This window comes from Streptomyces sp. NPDC012474 (assembly GCF_042955185.1).
GTDB classification, from domain to species: domain Bacteria; phylum Actinomycetota; class Actinomycetes; order Streptomycetales; family Streptomycetaceae; genus Streptomyces; species Streptomyces cahuitamycinicus.
Genome location: NZ_JBIBEP010000002.1, coordinates 297353 through 319799, shown reverse-complemented (window position 1 = coordinate 319799; position 22447 = coordinate 297353). Strand labels below are relative to the sequence as shown.

Sequence of the window (22447 nt, the reverse complement as noted above, 5' to 3'; positions counted from 1 at the left end):
CTGACGCTACTTCGCTCCAAGGAGACGCCGCTGGTTCGCCTGGTACTGCGCGCGCCGGAGCGTTTCGGTGGAGGCGTGCTGGGCGAGGTTGTTGCCGAACGCGTTGCACCACGCGTTGAGTTGGTCGGAAGGAAGGTGGTGCGGCATCAGGGTGGGTATGCCGCCGAACTTCTGGATCAGGCTTGCGCGGCCGCCCACCAGGATGACCCCGTCCCCGCTGGCGGGCTCGTCCGTGAGGATCTTCTTCGCCTGAGCGGCTGCCCCGCTGATGGTGCCGCCGAACCGTTGCTTCAGGTAGTCCCTGAATCGGGTGAGACCGCCGTTGCCCTGGTAGTGATCACGGACCGCGTCGACGATGGTCTTACCGCCACGCACGGCTTGCGCGATGAGGTATCCGTCGGCGTCTTCGACGAGGTCGGTGAAGCCGAAGCTGGACGCGACGCCGATCTTGCCCATCTTGTCGTTGATGTAGGTGGCGCCGGAGGCGTAGGAGTCGTGGTCCCGCCGCCATTCGCCGTACAGGGTCATCAGGTCGCCGCCCCAGCCGGCGACGTCACCGAGACTGATGTCCCCCGCCGGGTTGGGTTTGACGAACTGGCCGTTCGCCGTGGCCATCAAGTGCTCGATGCCCAAGTGCTGACCGGTGAACGGATCCTTGAACTCCGGCCAGATACTCAGGTTTCGGCTGTTCACATACGAGACGAAGCCGGCGTCCACTTTCCCGATCAGAGCCCGCCACTGGTTGTCGTCGTACGCGTCGCTGCGGAGGTATTCCATGACGAGCTGGTTCGGGTTGCCCTTGCCGTATGCCTTGGCCAGGTCATAGAGGGACTTGATGTAGTTGACGAACTCATCCGCGGGTGACGACGGTCTGTTGACGCTGCTCTGGCCGGGGTCGCTACCGATGCGGTGAGCGTCTCGGTCGAGCCAGAAGATGTCTGTTCCGTTGGTGACCTGGTATTCCTTGATCTGATTGAAGGACCAGTTCGCCGGCAGGGGATAGCCGAGGTTGCCTGAGAAGCCCCAGGACATGCCGGACACGAACGAGTAGCGGGCGTAGGTCTCTTTTGTGACCTCGGCGCATACGTGTCGAGAGCCGTATACGCCGTGCACGTACCGCTTCCCCTTGCTCCCGAGCCCGGACGCGACGCCTCGGAAGTACTCGAGGATGGCCGGCATATCGGCGTCGGTGGCGTCGTAGTCGACGGCGAAGTAGATGATCGTCCCTCGGTTGAAACCGAAGTGCACGGCTTGGTCGTGGGCCTTCTTCGCGTGGGCGTACCCGTTGCCCCAGTAGTACTCGGACAGCGACCTGCCGTTGTCCTGGAAGATTGGGAATATCCGAAGTCCGCCATTGAGGATGTTTGAGATTTCACCTTCCTCGATCATCTTCGAACCGCCGCCGGCAGATGCTTCATTGAGGTACCTTCCGACATATCGGTACCCGTCGCTGTACATTCTCTTGGCGCGTGACGCCGTGATCGTGTAGGCGGTATCGGAGGCGGTGACCGGCCGGTCCGGGTCTCCCATCGATACGAGGAGTTGAGCCCACGTCGCGTAGTCGCCACGGCCATTGGCGGATATCTCGGAGAACCGCTGGAAGGTGGTGACGAAGTCGGTCAGATTGCTGTCGAATGATGTCTTGAAAACCGTCTTCGTCTGAACGGTGTCGCCGTTTCCGTTCACGGTGACGATCGGCTGGTTGAAGACACACGCGGCGGAGAACAGCTGAACGAAGATTCCGGACGAGCCTTGCGAGACGCCGGCCTTGGATTTGATGCCGGCTTGCGTTCCGGCCCCGAAGTTGCCGGTAGCGTCCGCTTCGGCGATGCCGATTTCCAGCTGGAGGGCCTTCATCAGGTTCTGCTGAACATTGCGGGAGTAGTGGCCGTCGGCCGGGCCGATGTCGACCGTCTTCTTCGTCCAGTAGCGACCGTTCAGCCACTGCTGGATGGAGCGGACCTCCTCCGACCCGCCGGCGGTGAGTACGTAGGCATCCATATTGAGCAGCGCCTTGAACACCTTCGCCTGGAGGCTGCCGCTCTGCGAGAGGCCCATATTGCTCTGCATCTTCTTGACCGCAAGCTCGATGTCCGGGTCGTAAAAGCCGGTGTCGGAGTACCCGCCGGTGTAACCCTTGCAGAACAATCCGTATCGGATGATCTTCACGATGTTCTTGTTCTTTGCCCAGCCGCTTCCGAGTTCGCCGAGCGCTGCGAGTTTGGAAACGGTGCCGTCGCCGAAGTTCGCCACGACGGGGCTGATGCCCAGTTCCTTCTGCAGCCCCATGATGAAGGAATACATCGTGGGCCAGCCAACCTTGCCGTCTTCTGGGCACTTCTGGTAACCGGACACGCTCGCATAGGTCGAGTTGACCCACTTCTGCGCTTCGAGGACTTTCTCATCGGCCATGTCGGATCTCCTGGACTGCTTGACGGGTTGGGGCGCGGAGGCGGACGACGCCGGCTCATGGCACGAGACGTCCTGCCCGGCGAGCACTCGCACGCTGTGGGTGCGAGTGCCGTGAGGTGCTCAGGTGCCGAGCCGCGCGTGGCCGGCATGCGCGGTGCTGATGAAGCGCCGGCACGTCGCGCCGAGGGGCCGGTCAGGTGGCGTCCTGGGCTGTCGTTGTCATCGTCGAAGGACGTCGACGGGTGCGTGAGGGCCGCTCGCCGGCCCGGTTACACGCCGGGCGGCAACTCTCAAGGCGAGCGCCGATGCGAAGGTCGACGGGGCGAGCTCAGAGGCGCATGCGTGGTGCGCAGACCTCGTCCACGACCGCGGTGCCGAGCTACGTCCAGCTAGGGTGCGCCGCAGGGGCGCACCCGGCATCCGCTGTTACAGATGCAGCAGTCTCTGCCGGCCATGAGGTACCCGGGCACAGGCATGCGACGTTCCATGAACGCGTCTGCTGTTGCGTCGAACCCCTTGGGCCCCGTGACTCGATCGGTGAACACAGACGCCCGGAATGGTCAGTCGCAGGGGGCTACGTACCTGACTCGGTCGATGATCGCGACACCGCTCGACCACATGATCGCGGTCACCCGGGAGCAGTTGTTCCAGCCGGCGTCGTGGTTGCCCTCGCCTTTGACCGGGCCCGCGTACTGTGAGTAGGTTCCCTCGTCCACCTTGCAGGCCACGCCGGTTTTGTTCGGGCACAGTTTCAGCTTCATGTGCTTCGCCGTGCCGAGGTTGTTGTCGAACACCGCGCAGGCCCCCGACACGCTGGTCGTGGATCTCGTGTAGGTGAACAGGGTGCCGAAGCGGCGCGCGTCCGGGAGCTGCTCGGCGGCCTCGAGTTCGTACCCGGATCCGCACAGTGTCGCGGTGGCGTTGACGGCAGCAGGGTTCTCCGCCGCGATCGCACGCGTCTGGGCGTCACGGGCTCCGTTCTCGGAGAACGCGACACTGGTCCCAGGGACGCGCATGCTGCTGCCCGAGGGGGCGTGGTCAGCGGCACTGGCCTGCGGGGTGACGGCGAGAACGGAGACGAGGGCGGCCGCCGGGGCGATGAAACGTATCAATGTGCGCATAAAGTCAGGTGCTCCTGTTCGAGGAAGAGCTGGCTCAGGACCGCACGCGTCATCTTCAGACGCTCCGCCGGGAATTGGGCATGCGTGCACCGGCGAGGGACCACCACAGGTCACATCGGCGTGCACATAAGGCAGCGACAAGGCATGAGCGATGTTTCCCCCTGGTGAGGCTCCCGGCTGTCAGGCGGGCGCCTGATGGGGCAGATTGGTCGTACTGCCCCGTGTGCGTATCGCAATAGGCGTAGAACATAGCCGAAGAGCCGACATACGGGTCGGTCGGTGGAAGGATTGGCCTGAACGCTTCATGAGGGCAGAAGGCCGCTGAGGTGACGTACCCCCGGTGCGGCCCCGCAGCCGAACAGTGTGCCCCATGTGAAGCACGGGTGAAGAGTCAGGGAGTGTGTGATCACTCCGTTGGCTGATTCCCGCCCTGCGCGGCGGGCATCCAACGAGCGGGTAGGCCCTGTCCGTCGGGCACTTGCTCCAAGCAGTCCGCGACTCGAAGAACCCCGAGGCCGGCGTCCTCACCGTCTCATCGTCCGGCTACGTCGTCTTTGTCGCTCACGTCGCTGTGAAGTGCCGGCTCGGGCAGGCTCTCCCCCGCTCGTTCAGGTCGAACGGCAACCGAACGCCCCCGCCGTCGCGGCCGCCGTGGACCGGGCGCACCACCAGTGGGGCCAGGTCCGCGATGCCGTCCCCGCCCGCGAACTGGGCGCCGCGCTCGCCGCGTTGCGCGGACGGGTGCCCGGGCGGCGCGAAGGGGCGCTGGATCATGTGCGGCGGCAGCTGCGGCAGTTGCAGACCCAGGGCTGAGCCGCGTGCGCCGTGTGCGCGTGGCGTGAAGGGGGCGTGCAATCGCTTTCGCAGGTCATGTCACAGGTCTGCCGCCAAGGCCTGACCCGGTGTCATGATGTCGGTATGACAGAGGGGGACCAAGTGGCTGTCTTAGGCGTGCGCGTCCGGCTGGGCGCCGGCGCGACCGTGGATGATGTCAGAGCTCTGAGGACGTGGCTGGAGCGCGACGAGCCGTTGGAGGCGCTGCTCTCCGGGCGGCACCTGCGCATCGACGAGCAGTCCGGCACGGACGGGACCCCGGGGCGGCTCGGGCCCGATCTGGAACTCGTGCTGACCATCCTCGGCGATGTCGTCACGGTCGCGGCACTGACCGAGTACACCGCCCGCGCGGTGAAGACCTGGACGAACAACCGGAGCAGGCTGCAGGGCGGCGATCCCGAGCCGCAGATCCGCCCGCTGGACCCCCACGGGGAGTAGGCCGGTGAGCCGCTTCGACGCGCGCGGCAAGGTGAACCGGGCGCTGCTGGCCGGTGTGTCCGAGTACGACCACACGGCGTCGGACGACCCCCGGGGCGTGAGCGGCCAGCTCCCGGCCGTGCGGCACAACCGGACGGGACTCGAGGACGCGCTGCGCCGGGGCGGGGTGTTCGGCGCGGGCGAGGTGCGGGCCCTGGCCTCACCGGCCCCGGACGACTTCACGCTGGAGCTGCGCCGCGTCTGCCGAGAGGCCAGAGGGCTGCTGCTGCTCTACTTCGCCGGGCACGCCGTCACCTCCACCTCCGGCAGCGAACTGCACCTGCAGATGCGCACCGCGCGGGTGCTCCCGGGCAACGGGCTGCCCGGCTCGGTGAGTTTCACCGAGGTGCTCGGCGAGCTCACCGAGAGCAACGCCGAGCAGGTGGTGGTGATCCTCGACTGCTGCTACGCCGGCAACGCGGCGGGCATCTGGCACCGCTTCGACGATCCGAAGCGCAAGAAGCACAAGATCCTGCTGCTGATGAGCGTGCAGCCCAACCGCTGCATCCTGGGCGGGGACGCCGACGCGGCGACACCGTTCACCCGCGAACTGACGCACGTCCTCGACGAGGGCGGCGAGGTATGGCTCTCCGAGCTGTACACCAAGGTGAAGGAGCGGATGGAGGCGGCGAACTACCGGGCGGAGGACGACGACCCGCAGCGGCCGCAGGCGCTCGCTCCCCCCTGGAAGCAGGAGGCGGACGTATTGCTCGCCGCGGGGCCGGGGATCGTGGTGGAGCGGCCCGAGCCCGCGCCCGGCGGCTGGTTCCCGTGGCTCCGGCCCCTGGTCGCCCGGGCCCGGGAGACCTTCGCCCGCTCCGGCCGTACCGCGCTGGCGGCTCTGCTCGCCGTGCTCGCCACCGCCGCCGGCATCTACGGCATCCTGGTGCTGACCGGCGACTCCGGCCCCTGCGCACCGGCCCTGGAGCTGCGCGTCCTCCCCGACCCCGACCTCGAGCCGGCGGTGCGGGCGGCGGCGGACGACTACGTCACGTCGGACGCCAACACCACCGGCGAGGGCTGCCGGCGCAGCGGCGTCACCGTCTACAGCGCGGGCTCCGCGGCCGTGGTGAACGCCCTGGCCGAGCGGACCGACGCCTGGCAGCAGCCCCGGGAGGACGACAACCCGCAGCGGGACATCGGCCCGCAGCCGGACGTGTGGATCCCCGCCACCGGCGCCGACATCGACCGGGTCACCACGGCCGCGGCCGAGGAGGACCGGATCTTCGCCCGGCTGGAGCCGGAGGCCGAGCCGATCGCGTACTCGCCGGTCGTGCTGGCCGTACCGAAACAACTGCGCGCCGACCTCGAACCCACCGGGCAGTCGCTGTCCCGGCTGCTCACCGACCTCAAACGGGCCGACCGCAAAGCCGAAGTGCACCGCCCCGACCCGGAGTTCACCGACGCGGCGCTGCTGGCCACGACGAGCCTGTACGGCGACGCCGACGCGCGCGATGCCGAGCTGGACCTCGCCCGGACCGAGCGGCCCGAGCCCACGGCCGTGCGGCTGCTGTGCGCGCTGCCCGGCCGTGGCACCGCCGTGGACCACCGCGGCGCGGCGCTCGTCCCGGAGTTCCTGCTGAAGAGCGGCATCGGCTGCCACCCGGTCACCCGTGCCCCGCGCGTCGCCGCCTACCCCGACGACGTGCCCGGTCTGGAACCGGCGTTCGTACGGGTGCGCTGGGAGGACGGCGACCGGGACGCCACCGCGCGGGACGACGCGGTGGACCGCTTCCACACCTGGCTGACCGGGAAGGAGGGCCGGGCGGTGCTCGGCGAGTACGGCTTCAGGTCCGCGAAGGGTGAGCGCGGCCTGCTCGACGCGGCATCGGTACCCGAGGGCCTCACCGAGTCCCTCCGCCCGGCCAGAACCGCGGATCCCAAGACGATGAACCGGACCCTGGCGGACTACGGCAACGCCCACGGACCCGGCCGGGTGCTGTACCTCCTCGACAGCTCCGGCTCCATGGCCGGCCGGTGGGACGGCCCCAGCGGCGGTCCGGGCATCCTCAGGCAGACCCTGCCGGGGCTCGGCGGGAAGGACGAGTACGGGGTGTGGGCGGTGCACGGCATCGGCGACCGTACGCACACCGAACTGCTGCCCTTCGGCACGCACGCGCGCCGCGAGGCCGAACGCGCCCTGGGCGCCGCCGAGGTGCGGGACGCGGAGGCCGATCCGCCCGGCGCCCTGCTGGACGCCCTGGCGTTCATGCGGGAGCGGGGCGGCGGTGACGACCGGCCCCAGCTGATCGTGTACCTCACCGACGGCGAGGACGACGGCCGCCTGACCCGGAAGGCCCTCGATGAGGTCGTCGACCGGGCCGGCGGCGCGGGCGTCCCGGTGACCATGGTGTCCCTGAGCAGCTCGGGCTGCGACCAGGGCCGCCCCGCGACCCGCATCGCCGAGGCGAGCCGGGGCCGCTGTCTCGACGCGGGTGACGACCTCGTGCCCGCCCTGCACGACGAGGTCGCCCGCATCGGAACGGGGGAGGAATGATGGCCCGCCGCCTCACGGCCGCCGCACTGTCGCTGCTGTCCCTGATCGCGCTCGCCTCCTGCACCGGAAAGGACGCGCCGCAGCAGCCGCAGGGCGCCGCCGACCCGCCCCGGATCGTGGTGGCCAGTGGCCAGGACGTCACCGGCAAGAACGGCATCCGCCAGCAGCTCATCGACGCCTGGAACGCCAGGGAGGGCGAAGGCGGCTACCGCGCCCGCCTGGTGGAGCTCCCCGGCTCCGCTGACCAGCAGCGCAGCCAGCTGCTCGGCGCGCTCCAGTCGGGCGGCGCCGAGTACGACGTGGTGAACCTGGACGTGACCTGGATCCCGGAGTTCGCCGCCGCCGGCCTCATCCGCCCGCTGACCGGCGCGGCGGTGAAGTCGCCAGGCGACATCATCGAGGCCGTCGACCGGACGTCGTTCTGGGACGGCGAGCGGTACGCCGTCCCCTTCAACAGCGATGTGGGCCTGCTGTACTACCGCAAGGACCACCTGCGGGACGCCGGCGCCTCCCAGACCGACCTGGGCCGCGGAGTGACCTGGGCCGACCTGCGGAGACTGATCGACGCCGTCAACGACGACAGCACGAAGCCCGCGAACTACCAGGAGGGGTGGACCACGCAGCTCGCCGCCTACGAGGGCCGTACGGTCAACGCGATCGAGGCCTTCGCATCGGCCGTCCCGGGCTTCGCCCTCACCGACGAGGACGGCCGGTACGCCGCCGACGAGGCGCAGTTGACGGCCGGTGTGACCGAACTGCGGGAGCGTACGGCGTCGCCGTACATGCTCGAAGAGGCGACCGGGTCCCGTGAGGCCGAGTCGCTCAGCGCCTTCGCCGAGGGCCGTACGACGTTCCTGCGGCACTGGCCGTACGTCTACCCGGCCCTGTACGAGAGGTTCAAGGGGGAACTCGGTGTGACCCGGCTGCCCGGCAAGGCCGTGCTCGGCGGGCAGAACCTGGCCGTCACCTCGAACACCTCCGAGCAGCGGGCCGCCAAGGCCGCCGAGCTGATCGCGTTCCTGACCGACCCGGACAGCGAACGCTGCCTGCTGCGCGCCGGGTTCGCCGCGACCCGCACCTCCGCCTACGAGGCTCCCGGCGGCACCCCGGAGTGCCGGCACGCCTCCGCGTACTCCTCAGGCGCCTCGGCGTCCCCCACCGGCGAGAGCGCCGAGGTCAAGGCACCCGACCAGCTCGCCGACGGCGTCAGCTACTCCCGGGACATCCTGCTGCCCGCCCTGCGCGAGGCCGTGCAGCGCCCCCGCACGCCGCTGTACGGCGCCGTCACACAGACCCTCATCACCGAACTGGGCGCCCTGTACGGCCCTAGGCCGCCGGGGGACGCGCAGGTGGCGGAAAACCTCGACGAGGCCTTGAACAAGGTTCTGCCCGGCTGACTCGGATGACCCGGCTGACAGGGCCCGGGTCGACCCGGGCGACCCGGTTGAATTTCCTCCCGGTGATGTTCACGGTTTCTCCATTGCAAACGCCCGTCCCCCATCGGTAGCCTCAATTCCGCACTGACCATGCAATTCAGCAAAACCAACAGATAAACGGGGATGGACTTCGTGAGCGTACGAAGCAAGGGAATTTCTTCCGTAATCGCGTTCGCCATGACCGGCGCGCTGTGCGGTGCCGGAGCACAGGCCGCACAGGCGGCTCCGGCACAGTCGGAAGTGCGCGCCGGGGCGGACGAGATCTGCGCGGTCCTGGGGATCGGCAGCGGAGCGGCGGGCCTCACCAAGGCCCTGGCCAGGGGCGCCTCAGTGGTGGGAATCGGCGCCAGCGTCGGCTGCTACGCCTACACCAAGGCGAAGGAGGCCACGCCCGCGCAAAAGCGAGCGGCCATGATCGCCTCCTACAAGAAGTACCAGGCGATGAGTGACATCAAGAAGCTCGACGCACTCGGCTATTACTGCCGGAAGAAGGAAAGCGGCGGCGGCGGTGGAACCGATGTCGCCCCCGCCGATGTTTCGGTGATGGCCGGATGGCGTGACATCAAGATGAAGGGCGTGACATACAAGTGCACGGCCACCAGGGACTGACCGGCCGTCGCGGACCGGGCTATGGAGAACGCCTCCTGTTCTCCATAGCGCTGGTCGTGGTGAGCCTGCTGTGGATCACCGAGGACATGGCCACCTGGGCGACGGCGACCTGCGCGGTCGGCGCCGCCGGTGGAGCAGTCGGGGTGTGTTACTTCGGCTGGCGTTACATGCGCTCACGTGAGAATTCGCAGTAGCTGTGGATCGCTGATGAGGACGCGCTCCACCCCACTGACACACGCGAACCGGGATTCGAGACGCTGACCTGACCGTCTCATGAGGTGAAGGACTGGGCGACGAGAGCCGCCAAGTCGTAGTAGATCTCGCGGAGAGCGACGTCCAGTCGGCCGAGACGGGCTTCGCCCGTGTCGGCCAGGTATGAGCTGTAGGGGATCGCAACGATGCCTCGGCACAGATGGCGCAGGTCGGCGTCCCGCTCGATGATGCCGTGCGGTCCACGTGGCCCCCTTCCGGGGGGCTGTGGGGTCGAGACCACGATGACGCTGCGCGCCAGCAACTCCTTGTAGCCGAGCCCCAGCAAGCGGTTGAAGTACTCCAGGTGCGCCCCGGACAGCAGGTGCGAGAGGGAGTCCACGACGAGGACGAGTTGGTCGGACTGGCTCAGAACGACGCGCTTGCCCTCGTCGAACTCGGTGGTGTGGGAGTCGGTGATCAGGACCTTGAAGTGCCGCGCCAGGGTGTCGCAGACCCGCCTCACCTGCTGGGGTGCTGGTGGCGTGGGCAGACCGACCAGGTCGGTCAGGACGTCCGCCCCCGACTCCATGGTGGACAGGTAAGGGGCCAGGTCCCGGCGCCCGTTGACCCGGTCGAGGACTCGGACGAGTGCGGACATGCCCTTGCCCCGGTTCTGGTTCACCCTGAACCCCAGCGTGCCGCGCCCGGGGTCGGCGTCGACGACGACGGTCCGGCCCCGCCGCTCGGTGGCGAAGACCGTGGCGAGGAGCGCGGCGGTGGTGCTCTTGCCGATGGCACCCGGCATACCGAGGACGGCGATCTTGCGGCAGGAGCGGATCTGAGTACGGATCAGTTCGGCTCTCGCCGGCCCGTCCATCGCCTCCACGAGCTTTCCGTCGTCCCCCTGCATGCCCAGGCGGGCGGACAGAACCTCCCCCAGTTGCCCCGCGGTGGGCCCGCCCGGGAGTCTGGCGTCGCACTCCTCCAGCAGCACCCTGAGTTCGTCGAGGTCCGCTTCGGGGGCGAAGGCGATCAGAGCGGTGACGAGCTGCGCCAGAGCCACCATGTCCTGTGCGTGGAGGACGCGTTCCGACGCGTGTGACGACCAGAACCAATCGGTGAGGAGCACGCTTCGCCCCAGGCATCGGACAGTGCGGACGTCGATGCTCCCGTGCACCAGGTCCGCTCGGTGACTCGTCTCGACCGCCTCACAGAGGTGCCAGGCCAGCTCCAGGGCGGCGTCCGGTTCCAGGCCCTCGCGATCCAGGACCGCGGCCAGAGGCTCGGCCGGAATACCGTCCGGCGAGTGTGGCGGGACCTCGGCGACCCACGGCTGCGTCGCATCGAGGTCGCTTGCGATGAGCCGGGGCGCGTACCGGCCTGCCAGGCGTCGCAGGGCGCGCGCCTCCGTGCTCAGGAAGCCCTCGAAACGGCGCTCGGCCGTGACGACGACGACCTCGGTACCGCCCGGGTCCCGTCCGAGGAACTTCTGGCACGGCCCGTCGCCGAGGCCCCGGGCATGCACGGTGTAGGGCCCGATGCGCCACGGGTCGCCCGACCGCAGCGGCCTCCAGATGCTTCCCATGCGCCGCTCCAGGCTGCCGACGCCGAAACGGGCGGCCAGGCGGGGGCCGATGGCCGCGAAGGCCCGGGTCGAGGACGGGATGCGTTCCTTGCCCTCGGGGTGGGCGAGCCATGCAGGGAAGTCCGGGGAACGGCCCGCCAGTTGCTCCAGACGCGCGCTCACGGTCCTGCCTGTCTCCACCACGTCGGCCAGTGGTACGGCGTTGAGCAGGACGTCCCCGATGTCGCTGTCGAAGTCGAAGAGCTGGTGCTGCGGCGGCAGGCACTCGCCGGGCGGCACCGGAAGCGGGCGCAGCAGCCCGCCGAGGAACACCTCGGCCAGATGAGGGGTGTCCGCCCAGGGAATGGCCGCCTGCACCAGCCGCATCACCGGCAGGGACAGCGGAGCGACTCCGGCCAGATGGGCTGCGAGCCGGTACGCCTCCGGAGTGGCAGCGGAATGGAAGCGCCGCAGCCGGGGCAGTCCCGTGTCGACGGGCCGTGACGGTCCCGACCGGGGAGCGGCCAGCAGGGGCAGCGTCGTGGACGCGGCCGGAGCGGCCACCAGCCGCACCCAGGCGGAGAGCGCGGCCGGTGCGGGTTCCAGCACCGGCACGGGGACCCCGCGGAAGGCCATGACGTCCGGCGGCAGCACCGGATCGGTGACGGTCCACTCGGCGTTGGCCGAGCCGCGTCGTCCGCTGGTCACCTGCCAGCGCTGGGCGCGCAGCGCCGAGCCGCCCCACATGCGAGGCGGGAGCGCGTGCACGACCGCGGTCGGGCCGCACCGCGCCCAGCCGCTCAGCGTGCTGTGCATGCGGCCGTCGCGCCAGGCCCGGCCCACGCCGTCGCTCACGAGGAGGACCAATGTCCGGCCCGTCGGGTCGGCGACCAGGTGCGTGGGCATCCGGTTCGCCTCGTCGGAGAAGGGCCGTCCGCGCAGGTACACCTCGTCGCCCCGGGTGTGCAGTCCGTAGGTGCGGATCACCCGGAAGGCGCCCGCCCGGCGCAACAGGGCGTGCAGTTCGGTGGCGAGGCGCTGCCACAGCAGCATGGACATGCCGTCGTCGACGACCAGCGCCAGGTCGAGCCAGCGCTCCGGGGCCGGCCGCAACACCACGTCGGGCAGCCCGGTCTCCGCCAGGGCGTGCACGGTGGCCTCCTCGTCGAAGTGGTAGCGCGAGCTGCTGGGGCGGGACTGTTTCAACGGCCTGAGGACGCGGCCGATGGACAGTTCGTCTGTGAGGGCTTTGGCCTCGGGCACGCGCAGCGGCATCGCCCGCTTCTCCTCGGCCTGGGGCGTCACAGCCGGCTGTGCGGTTTCCGGTTCGGGGGCGGACGGGGCGGTTTCGGGTTCCGGGCGGGGTCGTGTCCTGGAGCCGCCGAAGAGACTGGCCTTGCTCCCTGGCGTCTCACGCGGCCTGCGCCTGTCAGGCACGGGCGGTGCGGGCCGGGCGCCGGCCCTGTGTGTGGCGTCCCGCTGGAGGGGCAGGGCATCGGGGGAGCCGGTCAGCCGTCGCGCCAGCCACAGGGCGTCGAGCAGTTCCTCCTGCGAGAGGCCGACCCCGCAGTCGGCGAGCACGTCCAGCGCGAACCGGAGCTCGGACCCTCCGGCGTCCCCGGGCATTTCAGATCGTCCCGCCGAGCCGGTGCAGCACGGCCTCCAACAGTCCGTCGACGTCCAGGTCGACGCCGCCGGCGCGCAGGAACACCGCGTTGAGCAGTTGGTCCGTGGCGAGTCCGCCGCGCTGCTGACGGCGCAGGAAGTCGTCGAGCAGATCCTCGACATCGGCTGCCGCCTCCTCGCCCAGGTGGGCCAGGACGATCTGCCGCAGGCGCCGGCTGTCGGGCGGCGGCAGTTCGAGCCGTACACACCTGCGCAGGAACGCGGGCGGGAAATCGCGCTCTCCATTGCTGGTGATCACCACGACGGGGAACTCGTCGCACCTGACCCGCCCCCGCGTCACTGTGACCCGTGTGTCGGGATCGGCGGACAGCACGTCGGCCACGGACTGGTCCTCGGGCAGCCGGGCCAGTTCGGGGATCTCGTACTCGCCCTCCTCGAAGACCGTGAGCAGGTCGTTGGGGAGGTCGACGTCGCCCTTGTCCAGTTCGTCGACGAGCAGGACGCGCGGCCGCGGCCGGGGCACCATCGCGGTGCCGAGCGGGCCGAGCCTGACGAAGGTGCCGATCGGCGGCTCTTCGCGTTCCTGGTCCCGGTTCAAGGCGGTCTCGCGCAGCCGGCCTACGGCGTCGTAGCGGTAGAGGGCCTCGCTGACGGTGGAGCGGCTGTTGACGGGCCAGTGCAGGACCTCTCCGAGTTGGAGTTCGTGGGCGATGGCACGGGCCAGCGAGGACTTGCCGGTGCCGGGCTGGCCGGTGACGAGCAGCGGGCGGCGCAGGTGCAGCGCGGCGTTGACGACATCGGCATGCCCGGGGGAGATGAGGTAGGGGGCCGCGCTCGTGCCCGACCGCGGGCCGTCGCCGAAGCGGCGCCAGGGCGGGGCGGGCGGCAGGTGGTCGACGCCCCGGGGGACGCCGTCCCCTCGGAAGAGCCGCCAGGGTGCGTCGGATGTCATGCGAGCTCCTCGGAGGGGTCGTCGAGGTAGAGGTCTTCGGGCAGCGGGCCGTTGTCGTCCGACCAGGCCAGTACGGGCTGTCCGACGTGCACGGCCGGTTCGTTCCAAATGCCTCTGCGGTACTGGCGCACCTCGTGGGGCAGCGCCGCGGGGGGAATGCCGGCGAGGCGGATCTCGGCGTGCGGCCAGCCGTTCTCACCCCGTCCGAACAGCACCACGGGCAGGCCCGCCGCGAGGCAGTACTGCACGACGACCTCACGGAAGGGGGGATCGACCTCTCCCACCACGGCGCCGACGGCGTCCATCTCGCCCGCAAGACGCCCGTAGACCTCGTCGAGACTGCCGACCGAGGCATCGATCCGCACCAGGTCGCCACGGTGCAGGCGCCTCTTCCGCTCCCGGAGGAATTCCGCGTCGCTGCCCTGCTCGACGAGCTCGGGGCAGGTGAACACGACGGGGAAGTCCACCCCCAGGGCCCGGCGGGTGTTCAGCGGGCCCGGGGCCTTCCACCAGTGGGGATCCAGGCCCAGATCCGTACGGTCCAGGAGCAGTTCGACGATGGGCAGGGTGCCGGTCCGCCACAGCTGGGAGGCGGCGGTGAAGATTTTCGCGGCCGTCGCCGTGAGGTCCCCGACGTGTCCCTCCTCGGTGCGGACGCGCTGCCATGTCGTCGTCTCGCGTCTCCACATGCGCACGGTGAAACGGCAGGTGTCTCCCTCACCATCGACCCGTCTCAGGCGCACCAGCAGCCGCGGAGCGTTCTGGTTCGGTGCCCGCAGCCGGCAGGTCAGCTCCCTGGCCAGCGCCAGCCGTTCCTCCAGCGCCGCCTGGTGCCCCTGGGTGCGCCGGACGACTTTGGCGCACCAGTCGACCAGCTCGGTCGCGCAGCCGTCGGGTGCCGCGGCGGCGACATGGAGGACGAAGCAGACCAGGGCGGGCAGCAGCGGGCTGCTCGGCCGTTCGGTCGCGGGAGCACGGCGGCTGCGTTCCAGCTGGTCGAGCAGCGCCTCCAGGGCGCCGGTGGCCGCGTCCGGATCCAGCCAGGCCTCATCGGTGAGCACGGCGGCGGGGAGGTCGATGTCGGGGAGTGCGTCGAGGACGAGCGCGGGAACGGAGGTGATGATCTGGTTCGGCAGCGACTCCAGCAGGGCTGTCAGACGTCTCCGCTCGTTGTGGGTGAGCAGCGTGCAGTGCGGGATGCGCGCGCCCACGTCGAGGAGTTCCGTCACGGCGCCGGGTTTGGTCGCGAACAGCACGCGGGTGAGCTCGGCCAGGGCCCGGGGATAGGTGAGCAGGACGCGTGCGAACTCCTCCACGGACGGTGCGGAACCGTCGCGGGGGTGGGTCAGGCCGCACTTCCTGGCCACCTCACGGCCGCACTTGGCGAGCGCCTTGGTGCTGTCCACCTTCCGGTTCAGGATGTCCGCGAGGTCGAAGGCCTCGCTGGAGGTTTCGGGCTCGTCCGCGTCGTGCGGGGCGTCGAGCAGGTGCGCGGCGCCCGCGGCGGCGAGTTCCTGACGGACGCGCTGGGTGGGCAGGCACCAGCTGCGGCGGCGGACCTGGTCGGGGTGGTGGGCCCGTTCCTCGTCTCCCTTGAGCTGTGCCACGACCATGCCGACGACAGCCCGGTCCTCGTCGAACCAGACCGGGCCACCGCTGTAGCCGTGCTGAATGGTCGCTCCGTTGTCGCTGCCGTCCACGACGGCGAACGCGAATTCGGGGTCGACCGCCACCACCTCGCTCCGGGCCAGGGAGAACTCGGCCCGCCCCGCCGGATGCCAGGCGCAGACAGGCAGTCCCACGGTGACCGGTCGCCACGGGGGCGGTACGAGGTTCGGTGGTAGACCGCGCGGGAGTTCGAGTACGGCCAGATCGCCCTTCCAGTACAGCTTCGTCCGCTCGCGCACCGGTATCCAGACCATGACCCGGGCCTCCTGCCAGTGGCCACCGACCCGCACGCTCAGGACGGTGTCCTTGCCGGGATGCGCCGCGTCGTACTTGTCGCTCCTGCCCAGGGCCAGGTTGACGACGTGTGCGGCAGTGAGGACGCGGCTGCCGGGCAGCAGAACGCCGGCACCGACGCTGCCCCTCTCCCCGGAACGGGGGAACACTGAAACGGTCGCCGGGCGGGACGGGCCCGGCGAGGAGAACCACAGCAAGGCGACGCCCTAGACGGCGGTGCCCTGGACGGGCCGCCAGGTCGCCGTGACCTTCAGACTGCTCGCGCTGTTGACGCCCACGATGCCGAGTTTCAGGTCCTGCCCGAGCTGCAGGCCGAACTCGACACTGAACTCCTGCGGCGGATCCTCGACCGAGGTGACGGTGGCGTGGACCTCCCGGAGCAGCGGCCCGAGGGGGCTCAGCACGCCGCGCACGGTCCCGCCGGCCAGGACCCGCCCGGCCTCACGCAGCCGGCCCACCGGCTCCGCGCCCCGTATGCCGTCCGGCACGTCCTCGAACTCCTCACGCTCTCCGTACTCCCTCGAGCCGTGCTCCTGGCCGTCGGCCTGCGGTCCCCCGACCGGCGACAGCTCGAGGCGTATCACCGTGCTGTCGTCCAGCAACAACTCCGCGTAGTGCGTCATGGCCACAGTGTGCCCACCGTGAACGTGCGAAGAAGACTGTTTCGACGATTCCGAGCCGTGCTCGACGCCCCCGGGCCCCAGGAGGAGGCGAGTGGCGGAGCCCTCAGCCGTGCCGCGAAGCCGCTGGACCGGGTGCCCCGAGTGCGGGCGTCGGCTCCGCCGCTCTCGCCGGGCCCGCGTTCGCCGCGAGCAGCAGGGTCGCCACCGCGACCAGGGCGGCGGTGAAGCCTCGGGCGTACCGCTCGGCGGTGCGTGTGCGTTCCAGCACGGCGACCTCGCAACTGGGGCGGTGACTACGGCGGCAACGGGTTAAGCGGGTTCGACACTCCGGCTTAACACTCCGTTTAACCTAGGGGCAGTTCAGGTCGAACGGCAAGAGGGCCAGGGGGAGTTGGCGTGGGGGAGCGTGACGATCCGGGGACCATCGGGCGCCGGGTGCAGCGGTTGCGTGCGGAACGCGGACTGACGCAGCGCCAGCTGGCGGAGCCCGTGTACACACCGGCCTACATCTCCACCCTGGAGTCGGGCCGGGTGCGCCCCTCCGACGACGCCCTGCGGCATCTCGCGGACCGGCTCGGTGTCGCCTTCGACGAGCTGGCCGGCGGGCATTCCGCCCGGCTCGCGACCGAGCTGCGGCTGCGGCTGACCGAGGCCCAGCGGACCCTCGCCGTCGGCGAGACGGAGGCGGCGGCCGGGCAGTACACCGGGCTGCTCGCCGAGGCCGAGACGCACGGCCTGGCCCCCGAGCGGTCCGCCGCCCTGCTCGGCCTCGGCGAGTGCGCCCTGGAGACGGGCGAGCTGGTGGCGGGCCGGCAGTACTTCGAACGGGCCGAGGAGTGTCTGGCCGGCGCGCCGCTGCCCGCCCGTGTCCCCGCCCTGCGCGGCCGGGCCGTGGCGCACTACCTCGCCGGTGAACTCCGGTACGCCGTCTACCTGCTGGAGACCGCCCTCGACGAACTGAACCGCGGCGGCCTGCACGACCCGGACGCCCTGCTGCTGCTCTACGCCAGCGCCATCGGCCCGTACATGGACATGGGCGCGCACGCCCGGGCCGCCCAGGCCGCCGAGTTCGCCCTGGCCCTCGCGCCGCAGTCCGGCGACCCCGCCCTGGTCGCCCGCATGCACCGGTCCGTCGCCCGCACCCTGGTCGCCGAGGGCCGTCTCGCCGAGGCCGACGCCTCCCTGGCCAAGGCCGCCGAGCTGTACCGGGGCCTGCAGATCCGCACCGAGCTCGCCAACTGCCACTGGATGCGCGGCTACGTCTACGCCCAGGACGGACAGCTGGAGCGGGCGGAGGCCGAGCTGCGGGAGGCCCTCGGCATGCTGTCGGCAAAGCGGGCCGCCCTCTACAGCAGCCAGGTCGCCGTCGAGCTGGCCGACGTACTGCACCGGCGCGGCAGGTCCGACGAGGCCGCGGCCCTGCTGCACGACGTCCTCGGGCACCTGTCCCCCGAGCGCGGCGCCGTCCACTCCGCCGCCGCGCACCGGCTGCTCGGCATCATCGCCGAGGACGCCCGCCGCACGGAGGAGGCCGAGGAGCACTACGTCCGCGCGCTGAGCCTGCTGGAGCGGGCCGGCGCCGCCGGTGACCTGGCCGACCTGTGCCGGCTGCTCGGGGACCTGCTGCGGCGGACCGGGCGGGTGGAGGCGGCCCTGGACGCCTACCGGACGGGCCTCGGGCACCGTACGGCGCCGGGCACCACCACCCTCGGGCCCGCGCCCGCGCAGCCTCCCCTGTGAGAGCCACGGGCGCCAAGGCCGGAGTACGCGGTGCGCAGGCTCCGACGGCCGGCACGTGGGTGACGGTCACCGGTGGGTGGCACCCCGACGGCGGGCTCGGCCCGGCCACCGGTCATCGACGCCGGCTCCGTCCGGCAGGTGCCGCAGCCGGACAGTCCCCACGAGAACCGCTGAGGCCGAGCGCCACGCCGACGGCCCCGCACAGGTGTTTTGCCCCTCTGGCTACGGGTAGTCGGGGCACCATTCCGGGAGGGCCCGGAGGCGCCATTCGGGCGGCGCGGGCACCGGGGCCGCCCGACGGTTCGGCCGTTGGACCGGCGGGACGCCCCCGGAAACGGCGGTGGCGCAAGCCGCGGTGCGAAGGAGGCGGTGGCCGTGCGGCCCAGGGACGATCCCCGAGGAGCCCCCGACGGCGACCCGGGTCCCGGCCGTACCGGAGGCGGTGACCCGGACGGAGTCCGGGCCGCCGACGTGATCGCCAGAGGCGTGCGGGGCGCCGAGCCCGGAGAGGTTCCGGGGCGGCTGTGCGAGGCGGCGGTGGAACTGCTGCCGGTGACCGGCGCGAGCGTGTCCCTGCGCAGCGACGGCATGCCCGTGCAGCTGAGCGCGAGCAGCGCACAGGCCGCGCACCTGGCGCAGATCCAGGCGACCCTGGGCGACGGTCCCTGCCAGAGCGCGCTGGAGGACGGCGCGCCGGTGCTCGCCAGCGATCTGACCTCGGGCCGGGACGCGGGACGCTGGCCGGTCTTCGCCCAGCAGGCGACGGAGGCCGGCGTGCGGGCGGTGTACGCGATGCCGCTGGGCAGCGGCGCGGTGTGCGTCGGCACGCTCGACCTGTACCGCGACCGCCCGGGCGGGCTCACCGACCGCCAGCTGCACGTGGCCCGGATCGTGGCCGGGGTGATGACCGTGGCCCTGATGGCGCTGCCGCACGATGACGAGTCCGGGACGCCGGACGGGGAGGACTGGCTGAGCGGCCTGGCCGCCGACCACGACGAGGTCTACCAGGCCGTCGGCATGATCATGGCGCAGCTCGGCGTGGTCGCGGACGACGCGCTAGCGCGGCTGCGGGCGGACGCCTTCGCGCACGGGCGTACGGCCCTGGACGTGGCGCGGGACGTGATCGCCCACCGCACCCGCTTCGACCGGTCGTGACTCCCGCGGCCCGGGGTGTCAGATCTGCGCCCTGCCCTGCTTCCTGATCTCGGCCAGGCGCTGCGCCCCGAGCCGCACGGCCTGCTGGGTGACCTCCGCGTACACCTCGTCGAGGCCGGCGTTGGTGAGGGTAATCGCCTCCTCGCCGACGCGGACGGCGGCGAGGTCCATGGTGAGGTACGTCAGCTCCCCCTCCTCCGTCTCGCCGGCCAGCGTGACCCGCAGGGCCTGCCGGGCGTCCCCCACCGGCGGCAGCGGCAGGTCGCGGACCTCCGCGCCCTGGACGACGCCACGGGTCGTCGTGACGGTGAACTGGCCGCAGCGGTCCGGCAGCGACTTCATCCAGTCCAGCGCGCGGTCCACGTCCGCCGGAGGGTGGGCGGCGACCCGGTAGCGCAGCTGGGCGTCGGTGTCGCCGTCGTCGAGCGCGGACGTCGCCTGAGGCCCCTTCGGAGAGCCGAAGGGCTCCTCCGTGTAGAGGGCGTCCAGGAGCCGCTGGCAGTCCCGGTCCTCCGTGGTCCCCTTGAGCAGCCCGTCCCGCCAGGTCCGCGCGCCCCGGGTCGGCCCCCACGGCTCACCCAGGTCGGCCTCGGTGACCAGCGCCGCCTGGGCCTGCGCCTCGGTGAGGGCGGCGCCCGAACCGGCCGGCTGCTCGACGGCGGGCGACGCGCCGGAGGCGGACGCCGAGGCCGAGAACCACCGGGGCCGCGGCTCGTCGTCGACGGCACAGCCGGCGCCGGCCAGCAGGGCGGTCACGGACAGCGCGGAGGCGAGGAGGGCGCGGGCGGCCGGAGGGTGGGTCATCGGGGTGCCTCCTGCGAGGAGCTCATGGAGGCGCCTCCGGGCGGAGCGGTCCCTCCAGGATCGGGCGGATGCTCTTACGGCACCACCGCGACCGCCCGCCCACCAGCGATACGGGCCGTCCGGGTGAGCGGACCGGGACACCCGCGGCCACCGTCCGAAAACCCGTCGCCCCGCCCCCGGCCCCCTTGTTACGGTCACGCCCATGCAGCGCGCCCAGTCGTACCCGTCCGCCACGACGACGCCGGAGAGTGTCCCGGCGCGCTGACAGCTGATGTCCGAAGCCCCGGGGCGAGTGCCCCGGGGCTTCGTCGCGTGGTGCTCGCCTTCCCCCGATCGCGAGGAGTCACCATGCACGACCACCGCCGGCTCGGCCGTGAACTGGACCTGTTCGACACCGATCCGCTGATGGGCGCCGGGCTGCCGTACTGGCTGCCCGACGGCGCGATCGTGCGGCACACCCTGGAGGAGTACATCCGCGACGCGGAACGGCGGGCCGGCTACCGGCACGTGTACTCGCCGGTCCTCGGCAAACGCGAGCTGTACGAGATCTCCGGGCACTGGGACCACTACGGCGACGACATGTTCCCGCCGATGGACGTGGGCGCCGAGCAGGTCCTGCTGCGCCCCAGCCTCTGCCCCCACCACGCCCTGATCTACCGCTCCCGCACCCACAGCTACCGCGAACTACCCCTGCGCATGGCCGAGTTGGGCGGCATGTACCGCTCGGAGCTGTCCGGTGTCCTCGGCGGCCTGACCCGGGTGCGGGCCATCACCCTCAACGACGCGCACATCTTCTGCACCCTGGAGCAGGCCGTCCGGGAGGCCCGGGCCGCGCTGGAGCTGATCGGCCGCGCCTACGCGGACCTGGGCATCCGCGCGTCCCGGTACCGGCTGTCCCTGCCCGGCGAGGGCGGCAAGTACGTGGCCGACCCGGAGCTGTGGCGGCGCGCCACCGCCCTGCTGCGAGAGGCCCTGGACGGCTCCGGCGTCCCCTACGAGGCGGCCGAGGGCGAGGCGGCCTTCTACGGCCCCAAGATCGATGTGCAGATCACCGACCCGGCGGGCCGGGAGGCCACCCTGTCCACCGTGCAGATCGACTTCCACCAGCCCGAACGCTTCGACCTGCACTACATCGGCCCCGACGGGGCGAAACACCGCCCGGTCATGGTCCACCGCAGCATCATCGGCAGCGTGGAGCGCGCGGTCGCCCACCTCGTCGAGGAGCACGGCGGCGCCTTCCCGCCATGGCTTGCCCCGCTTCAGCTGGCGGTCCTGCCGGTCGGGGAGGAGCAGGCCGAGGCCGCCGACGCGCTGGCCGGACGCGCCCGCGAACTCGGCCTGCGCGCCGAGGCCGCGGGCCCGGGGCAGGGCACCCTCGCCGCCCGGATCCGCGCGGCCCGGCTGGTGCCCTACCAGGCGGTGATCGGCGGACGGGAGGCCGCCGCCGGCCTCGTGGCACCGCGCCTGCGCGACGGCCGTCGGCCGGACGCCCTGCCCGGCGCCGAGCTGTTGCGCCGTATCGGCGACCGGGTGGCGGCCCGCGGGCCCGGCCTGTGGGATCCGTCGTAGCGCGGGATCACCCCGATCGAGCGGCATCGCCACGGGGGCGGGACGGGTTCAGAGCGGCATCGCCACGCGGCGGGACGGGTTCAGAACGTCCAGCGCGTGTGGCTGTAGACCCCGTTGTCCCGGCCGAAGCCGTACGCCGTGTCCGGGGCCACCGCGAACACCACCGCGTCGCCGCTGCGGAACTCGTCCCCGATGCCGTGGAAAGTGCCCTCGGGGGAGGTGATGTGCGGCCCGTACTGCGTCTCGAACGCCGTGATCACCTCCTCCAGCAGCGCATGGTCGGCGACCGCCTCGGCCGTGCCCTCGACCACCAGGTCGAACCCGTCGGTGAGGGAGTTCGCCCCGGTGGTCAGGGCGCAGTGCGCGTCGTGCGCGAGGTTCTTCGCCTTCTGCTCCCCGCGGCCGGTGGAGAAGTACAGCGCCCCGTCGTGCCAGGCGGCGATGCAGGGCGTGACGTGCAGCCGGCCGCCGGGCCGCACCGTGGACACCCAGAAGATCTCGGCGGCCTCCAGCCGCCGCTGGGCCTCGGCCCATTCGGTGGCCGTCACCTCCGATGCGCCGGGGCGGGGATTGAGCGCGGAGCTGTAGCGGGCGTCGAGCTCGGTCGTCGGTCGCGGTGCGGGCATGGCGGGACTCCTTCGTCGTCTCCTACCCGTAACGACCGTCCGCCGGGGCCGAAATCATCGCCGCGTCCGTTCGTGTCGCCGTTCGCGCGGGCCGGTCCGCCGTACGGCGCCGGTCGGTCCGCCGTCCAGGGCCGGACCCGCCGCCGTCGCCGGTCGCGCTCGCGCCGGGAGCCGGGGTGCGGCCGGTGACCTCGGACCTCGGGCGGGGCGCGGGCCGCCGGGCAGGCCGTAGGGTCGCCGGCAGGCAG

Annotated in this window: 17 protein-coding genes and 1 pseudogene; 9 read left to right on the top strand and 9 right to left on the bottom strand. The window is 71.3% G+C overall.

Annotation, left to right across the window (positions count from 1 at the left end; translation table 11 throughout):
- Positions 1-6: 6 nt before the first annotated feature.
- Together ACFY9S_RS06285 and ACFY9S_RS06280 are read right to left on the bottom strand one after the other, a co-directional pair.
- Positions 7-2412 carry a glycoside hydrolase domain-containing protein gene (locus ACFY9S_RS06285; RefSeq protein ID WP_391123640.1) on the bottom strand — a complete coding sequence of 802 codons (2406 nt, stop codon included), beginning with the start codon at positions 2410-2412 and terminating at the stop codon, positions 7-9.
- 560 nt (positions 2413-2972) lie between these two features.
- A complete protein-coding gene (locus ACFY9S_RS06280) occupies positions 2973-3533 on the bottom strand; it encodes a hypothetical protein (protein ID WP_391123638.1) in 561 nt (186 codons plus the stop codon).
- 624 nt (positions 3534-4157) lie between these two features.
- Between ACFY9S_RS06280 and ACFY9S_RS06275 the strand changes: the two are divergent.
- The 6 genes and pseudogenes from ACFY9S_RS06275 to ACFY9S_RS06250 form a co-directional block, all read left to right on the top strand.
- A pseudogene (locus ACFY9S_RS06275) lies at positions 4158-4346 on the top strand (hypothetical protein); the annotation flags it as partial.
- Between the two features lie 123 nt (positions 4347-4469).
- A complete protein-coding gene (locus tag ACFY9S_RS06270) occupies positions 4470-4805 on the top strand; it encodes a hypothetical protein (protein WP_391123637.1) in 336 nt (111 codons plus the stop codon).
- 4 nt (positions 4806-4809) lie between these two features.
- Entirely contained in the window at positions 4810-7341 is a 2532-nt protein-coding gene (locus ACFY9S_RS06265; RefSeq protein ID WP_391123635.1) for a substrate-binding domain-containing protein, read from the top strand.
- Positions 7341-8738 (top strand): extracellular solute-binding protein, encoded by a 1398-nt coding sequence (locus ACFY9S_RS06260; protein ID WP_391123633.1) that lies wholly within the window; start codon positions 7341-7343, stop codon positions 8736-8738. The genes ACFY9S_RS06265 and ACFY9S_RS06260 overlap by 1 nt, the downstream gene beginning before the upstream one ends.
- 162 nt (positions 8739-8900) lie before the next feature.
- Positions 8901-9386, top strand: a complete 486-nt coding sequence (locus ACFY9S_RS06255) for a hypothetical protein (protein ID WP_391123631.1) — start codon at positions 8901-8903, stop codon at positions 9384-9386.
- On the top strand, positions 9365-9580 hold the full coding sequence (locus ACFY9S_RS06250; RefSeq protein WP_391123629.1) for a hypothetical protein: 216 nt from the start codon (positions 9365-9367) through the stop codon (positions 9578-9580). Before ACFY9S_RS06255 ends, ACFY9S_RS06250 begins: the two co-directional genes overlap by 22 nt.
- Positions 9581-9657: 77 nt before the next feature.
- Here the strand turns inward: ACFY9S_RS06250 and ACFY9S_RS06245 are convergent, their stop codons facing one another.
- From ACFY9S_RS06245 to ACFY9S_RS06225, 5 genes are all read right to left on the bottom strand, one after another.
- Positions 9658-12768: an SAV_2336 N-terminal domain-related protein gene (locus ACFY9S_RS06245; protein ID WP_391123628.1), complete on the bottom strand. Its 3111-nt coding sequence runs from the start codon at positions 12766-12768 to the stop codon at positions 9658-9660.
- Between the two features lies 1 nt (position 12769).
- Entirely contained in the window at positions 12770-13720 is a 951-nt protein-coding gene (locus tag ACFY9S_RS06240; RefSeq protein WP_391123626.1) for an AAA family ATPase, read from the bottom strand.
- Complete coding sequence (locus tag ACFY9S_RS06235; RefSeq protein ID WP_391123624.1) at positions 13717-15831, bottom strand: trypsin-like peptidase domain-containing protein; 2115 nt, start codon at positions 15829-15831, stop codon at positions 13717-13719. Before ACFY9S_RS06235 ends, ACFY9S_RS06240 begins: the two co-directional genes overlap by 4 nt.
- 57 nt (positions 15832-15888) lie before the next feature.
- On the bottom strand, positions 15889-16305 hold the full coding sequence (locus ACFY9S_RS06230; RefSeq protein ID WP_391123622.1) for a CU044_2847 family protein: 417 nt from the start codon (positions 16303-16305) through the stop codon (positions 15889-15891).
- Between the two features lie 103 nt (positions 16306-16408).
- Complete coding sequence (locus ACFY9S_RS06225) at positions 16409-16573, bottom strand: hypothetical protein (protein ID WP_391123621.1); 165 nt, start codon at positions 16571-16573, stop codon at positions 16409-16411.
- Between the two features lie 128 nt (positions 16574-16701).
- Here ACFY9S_RS06225 and ACFY9S_RS06220 point away from each other — a divergent pair, with 128 nt between their 5' ends.
- Positions 16702-18045 (top strand): tetratricopeptide repeat protein, encoded by a 1344-nt coding sequence (locus ACFY9S_RS06220; protein WP_391123619.1) that lies wholly within the window; start codon positions 16702-16704, stop codon positions 18043-18045.
- Between the two features lie 369 nt (positions 18046-18414).
- Positions 18415-19200: a GAF domain-containing protein gene (locus ACFY9S_RS06215; RefSeq protein ID WP_391123617.1), complete on the top strand. Its 786-nt coding sequence runs from the start codon at positions 18415-18417 to the stop codon at positions 19198-19200.
- An 18-nt stretch (positions 19201-19218) separates the two neighbouring features.
- Here ACFY9S_RS06215 and ACFY9S_RS06210 read toward each other — a convergent pair whose 3' ends face one another.
- Positions 19219-20004 (bottom strand): hypothetical protein, encoded by a 786-nt coding sequence (locus ACFY9S_RS06210; protein ID WP_391123615.1) that lies wholly within the window; start codon positions 20002-20004, stop codon positions 19219-19221.
- A gap of 348 nt (positions 20005-20352) precedes the next feature.
- Between ACFY9S_RS06210 and thrS the strand changes: the two genes are divergently transcribed.
- Complete coding sequence (gene thrS / locus ACFY9S_RS06205; RefSeq protein WP_391123613.1) at positions 20353-21573, top strand: threonine--tRNA ligase; 1221 nt, start codon at positions 20353-20355, stop codon at positions 21571-21573.
- Between the two features lie 80 nt (positions 21574-21653).
- Here the strand turns inward: thrS and ACFY9S_RS06200 are convergent, their stop codons facing one another.
- Positions 21654-22199 carry a pyridoxamine 5'-phosphate oxidase family protein gene (locus tag ACFY9S_RS06200; protein WP_391123611.1) on the bottom strand — a complete coding sequence of 182 codons (546 nt, stop codon included), beginning with the start codon at positions 22197-22199 and terminating at the stop codon, positions 21654-21656.
- Positions 22200-22447 lie beyond the last annotated feature (248 nt).

What these genes read in the sequence shown, in the direction of transcription:
- ACFY9S_RS06285 (WP_391123640.1), bottom strand. Translation starts at nt 2,412, where the DNA reads ATGGCCGATGAGAAAGTCCTCGAAGCGCAGAAGTGGGTCAACTCGACC.
- ACFY9S_RS06280 (WP_391123638.1), bottom strand. Translation starts at nt 3,533, where the DNA reads ATGCGCACATTGATACGTTTCATCGCCCCGGCGGCCGCCCTCGTCTCC.
- ACFY9S_RS06260 (WP_391123633.1), top strand. Translation starts at nt 7,341, where the DNA reads ATGGCCCGCCGCCTCACGGCCGCCGCACTGTCGCTGCTGTCCCTGATC.
- ACFY9S_RS06255 (WP_391123631.1), top strand. Translation starts at nt 8,901, where the DNA reads ATGGACTTCGTGAGCGTACGAAGCAAGGGAATTTCTTCCGTAATCGCG.
- ACFY9S_RS06245 (WP_391123628.1), bottom strand. Translation starts at nt 12,768, where the DNA reads ATGCCCGGGGACGCCGGAGGGTCCGAGCTCCGGTTCGCGCTGGACGTG.
- ACFY9S_RS06240 (WP_391123626.1), bottom strand. Translation starts at nt 13,720, where the DNA reads ATGACATCCGACGCACCCTGGCGGCTCTTCCGAGGGGACGGCGTCCCC.
- ACFY9S_RS06230 (WP_391123622.1), bottom strand. Translation starts at nt 16,305, where the DNA reads ATGACGCACTACGCGGAGTTGTTGCTGGACGACAGCACGGTGATACGC.
- ACFY9S_RS06210 (WP_391123615.1), bottom strand. Translation starts at nt 20,004, where the DNA reads ATGACCCACCCTCCGGCCGCCCGCGCCCTCCTCGCCTCCGCGCTGTCC.
- thrS (WP_391123613.1), top strand. Translation starts at nt 20,353, where the DNA reads ATGCACGACCACCGCCGGCTCGGCCGTGAACTGGACCTGTTCGACACC.
- ACFY9S_RS06200 (WP_391123611.1), bottom strand. Translation starts at nt 22,199, where the DNA reads ATGCCCGCACCGCGACCGACGACCGAGCTCGACGCCCGCTACAGCTCC.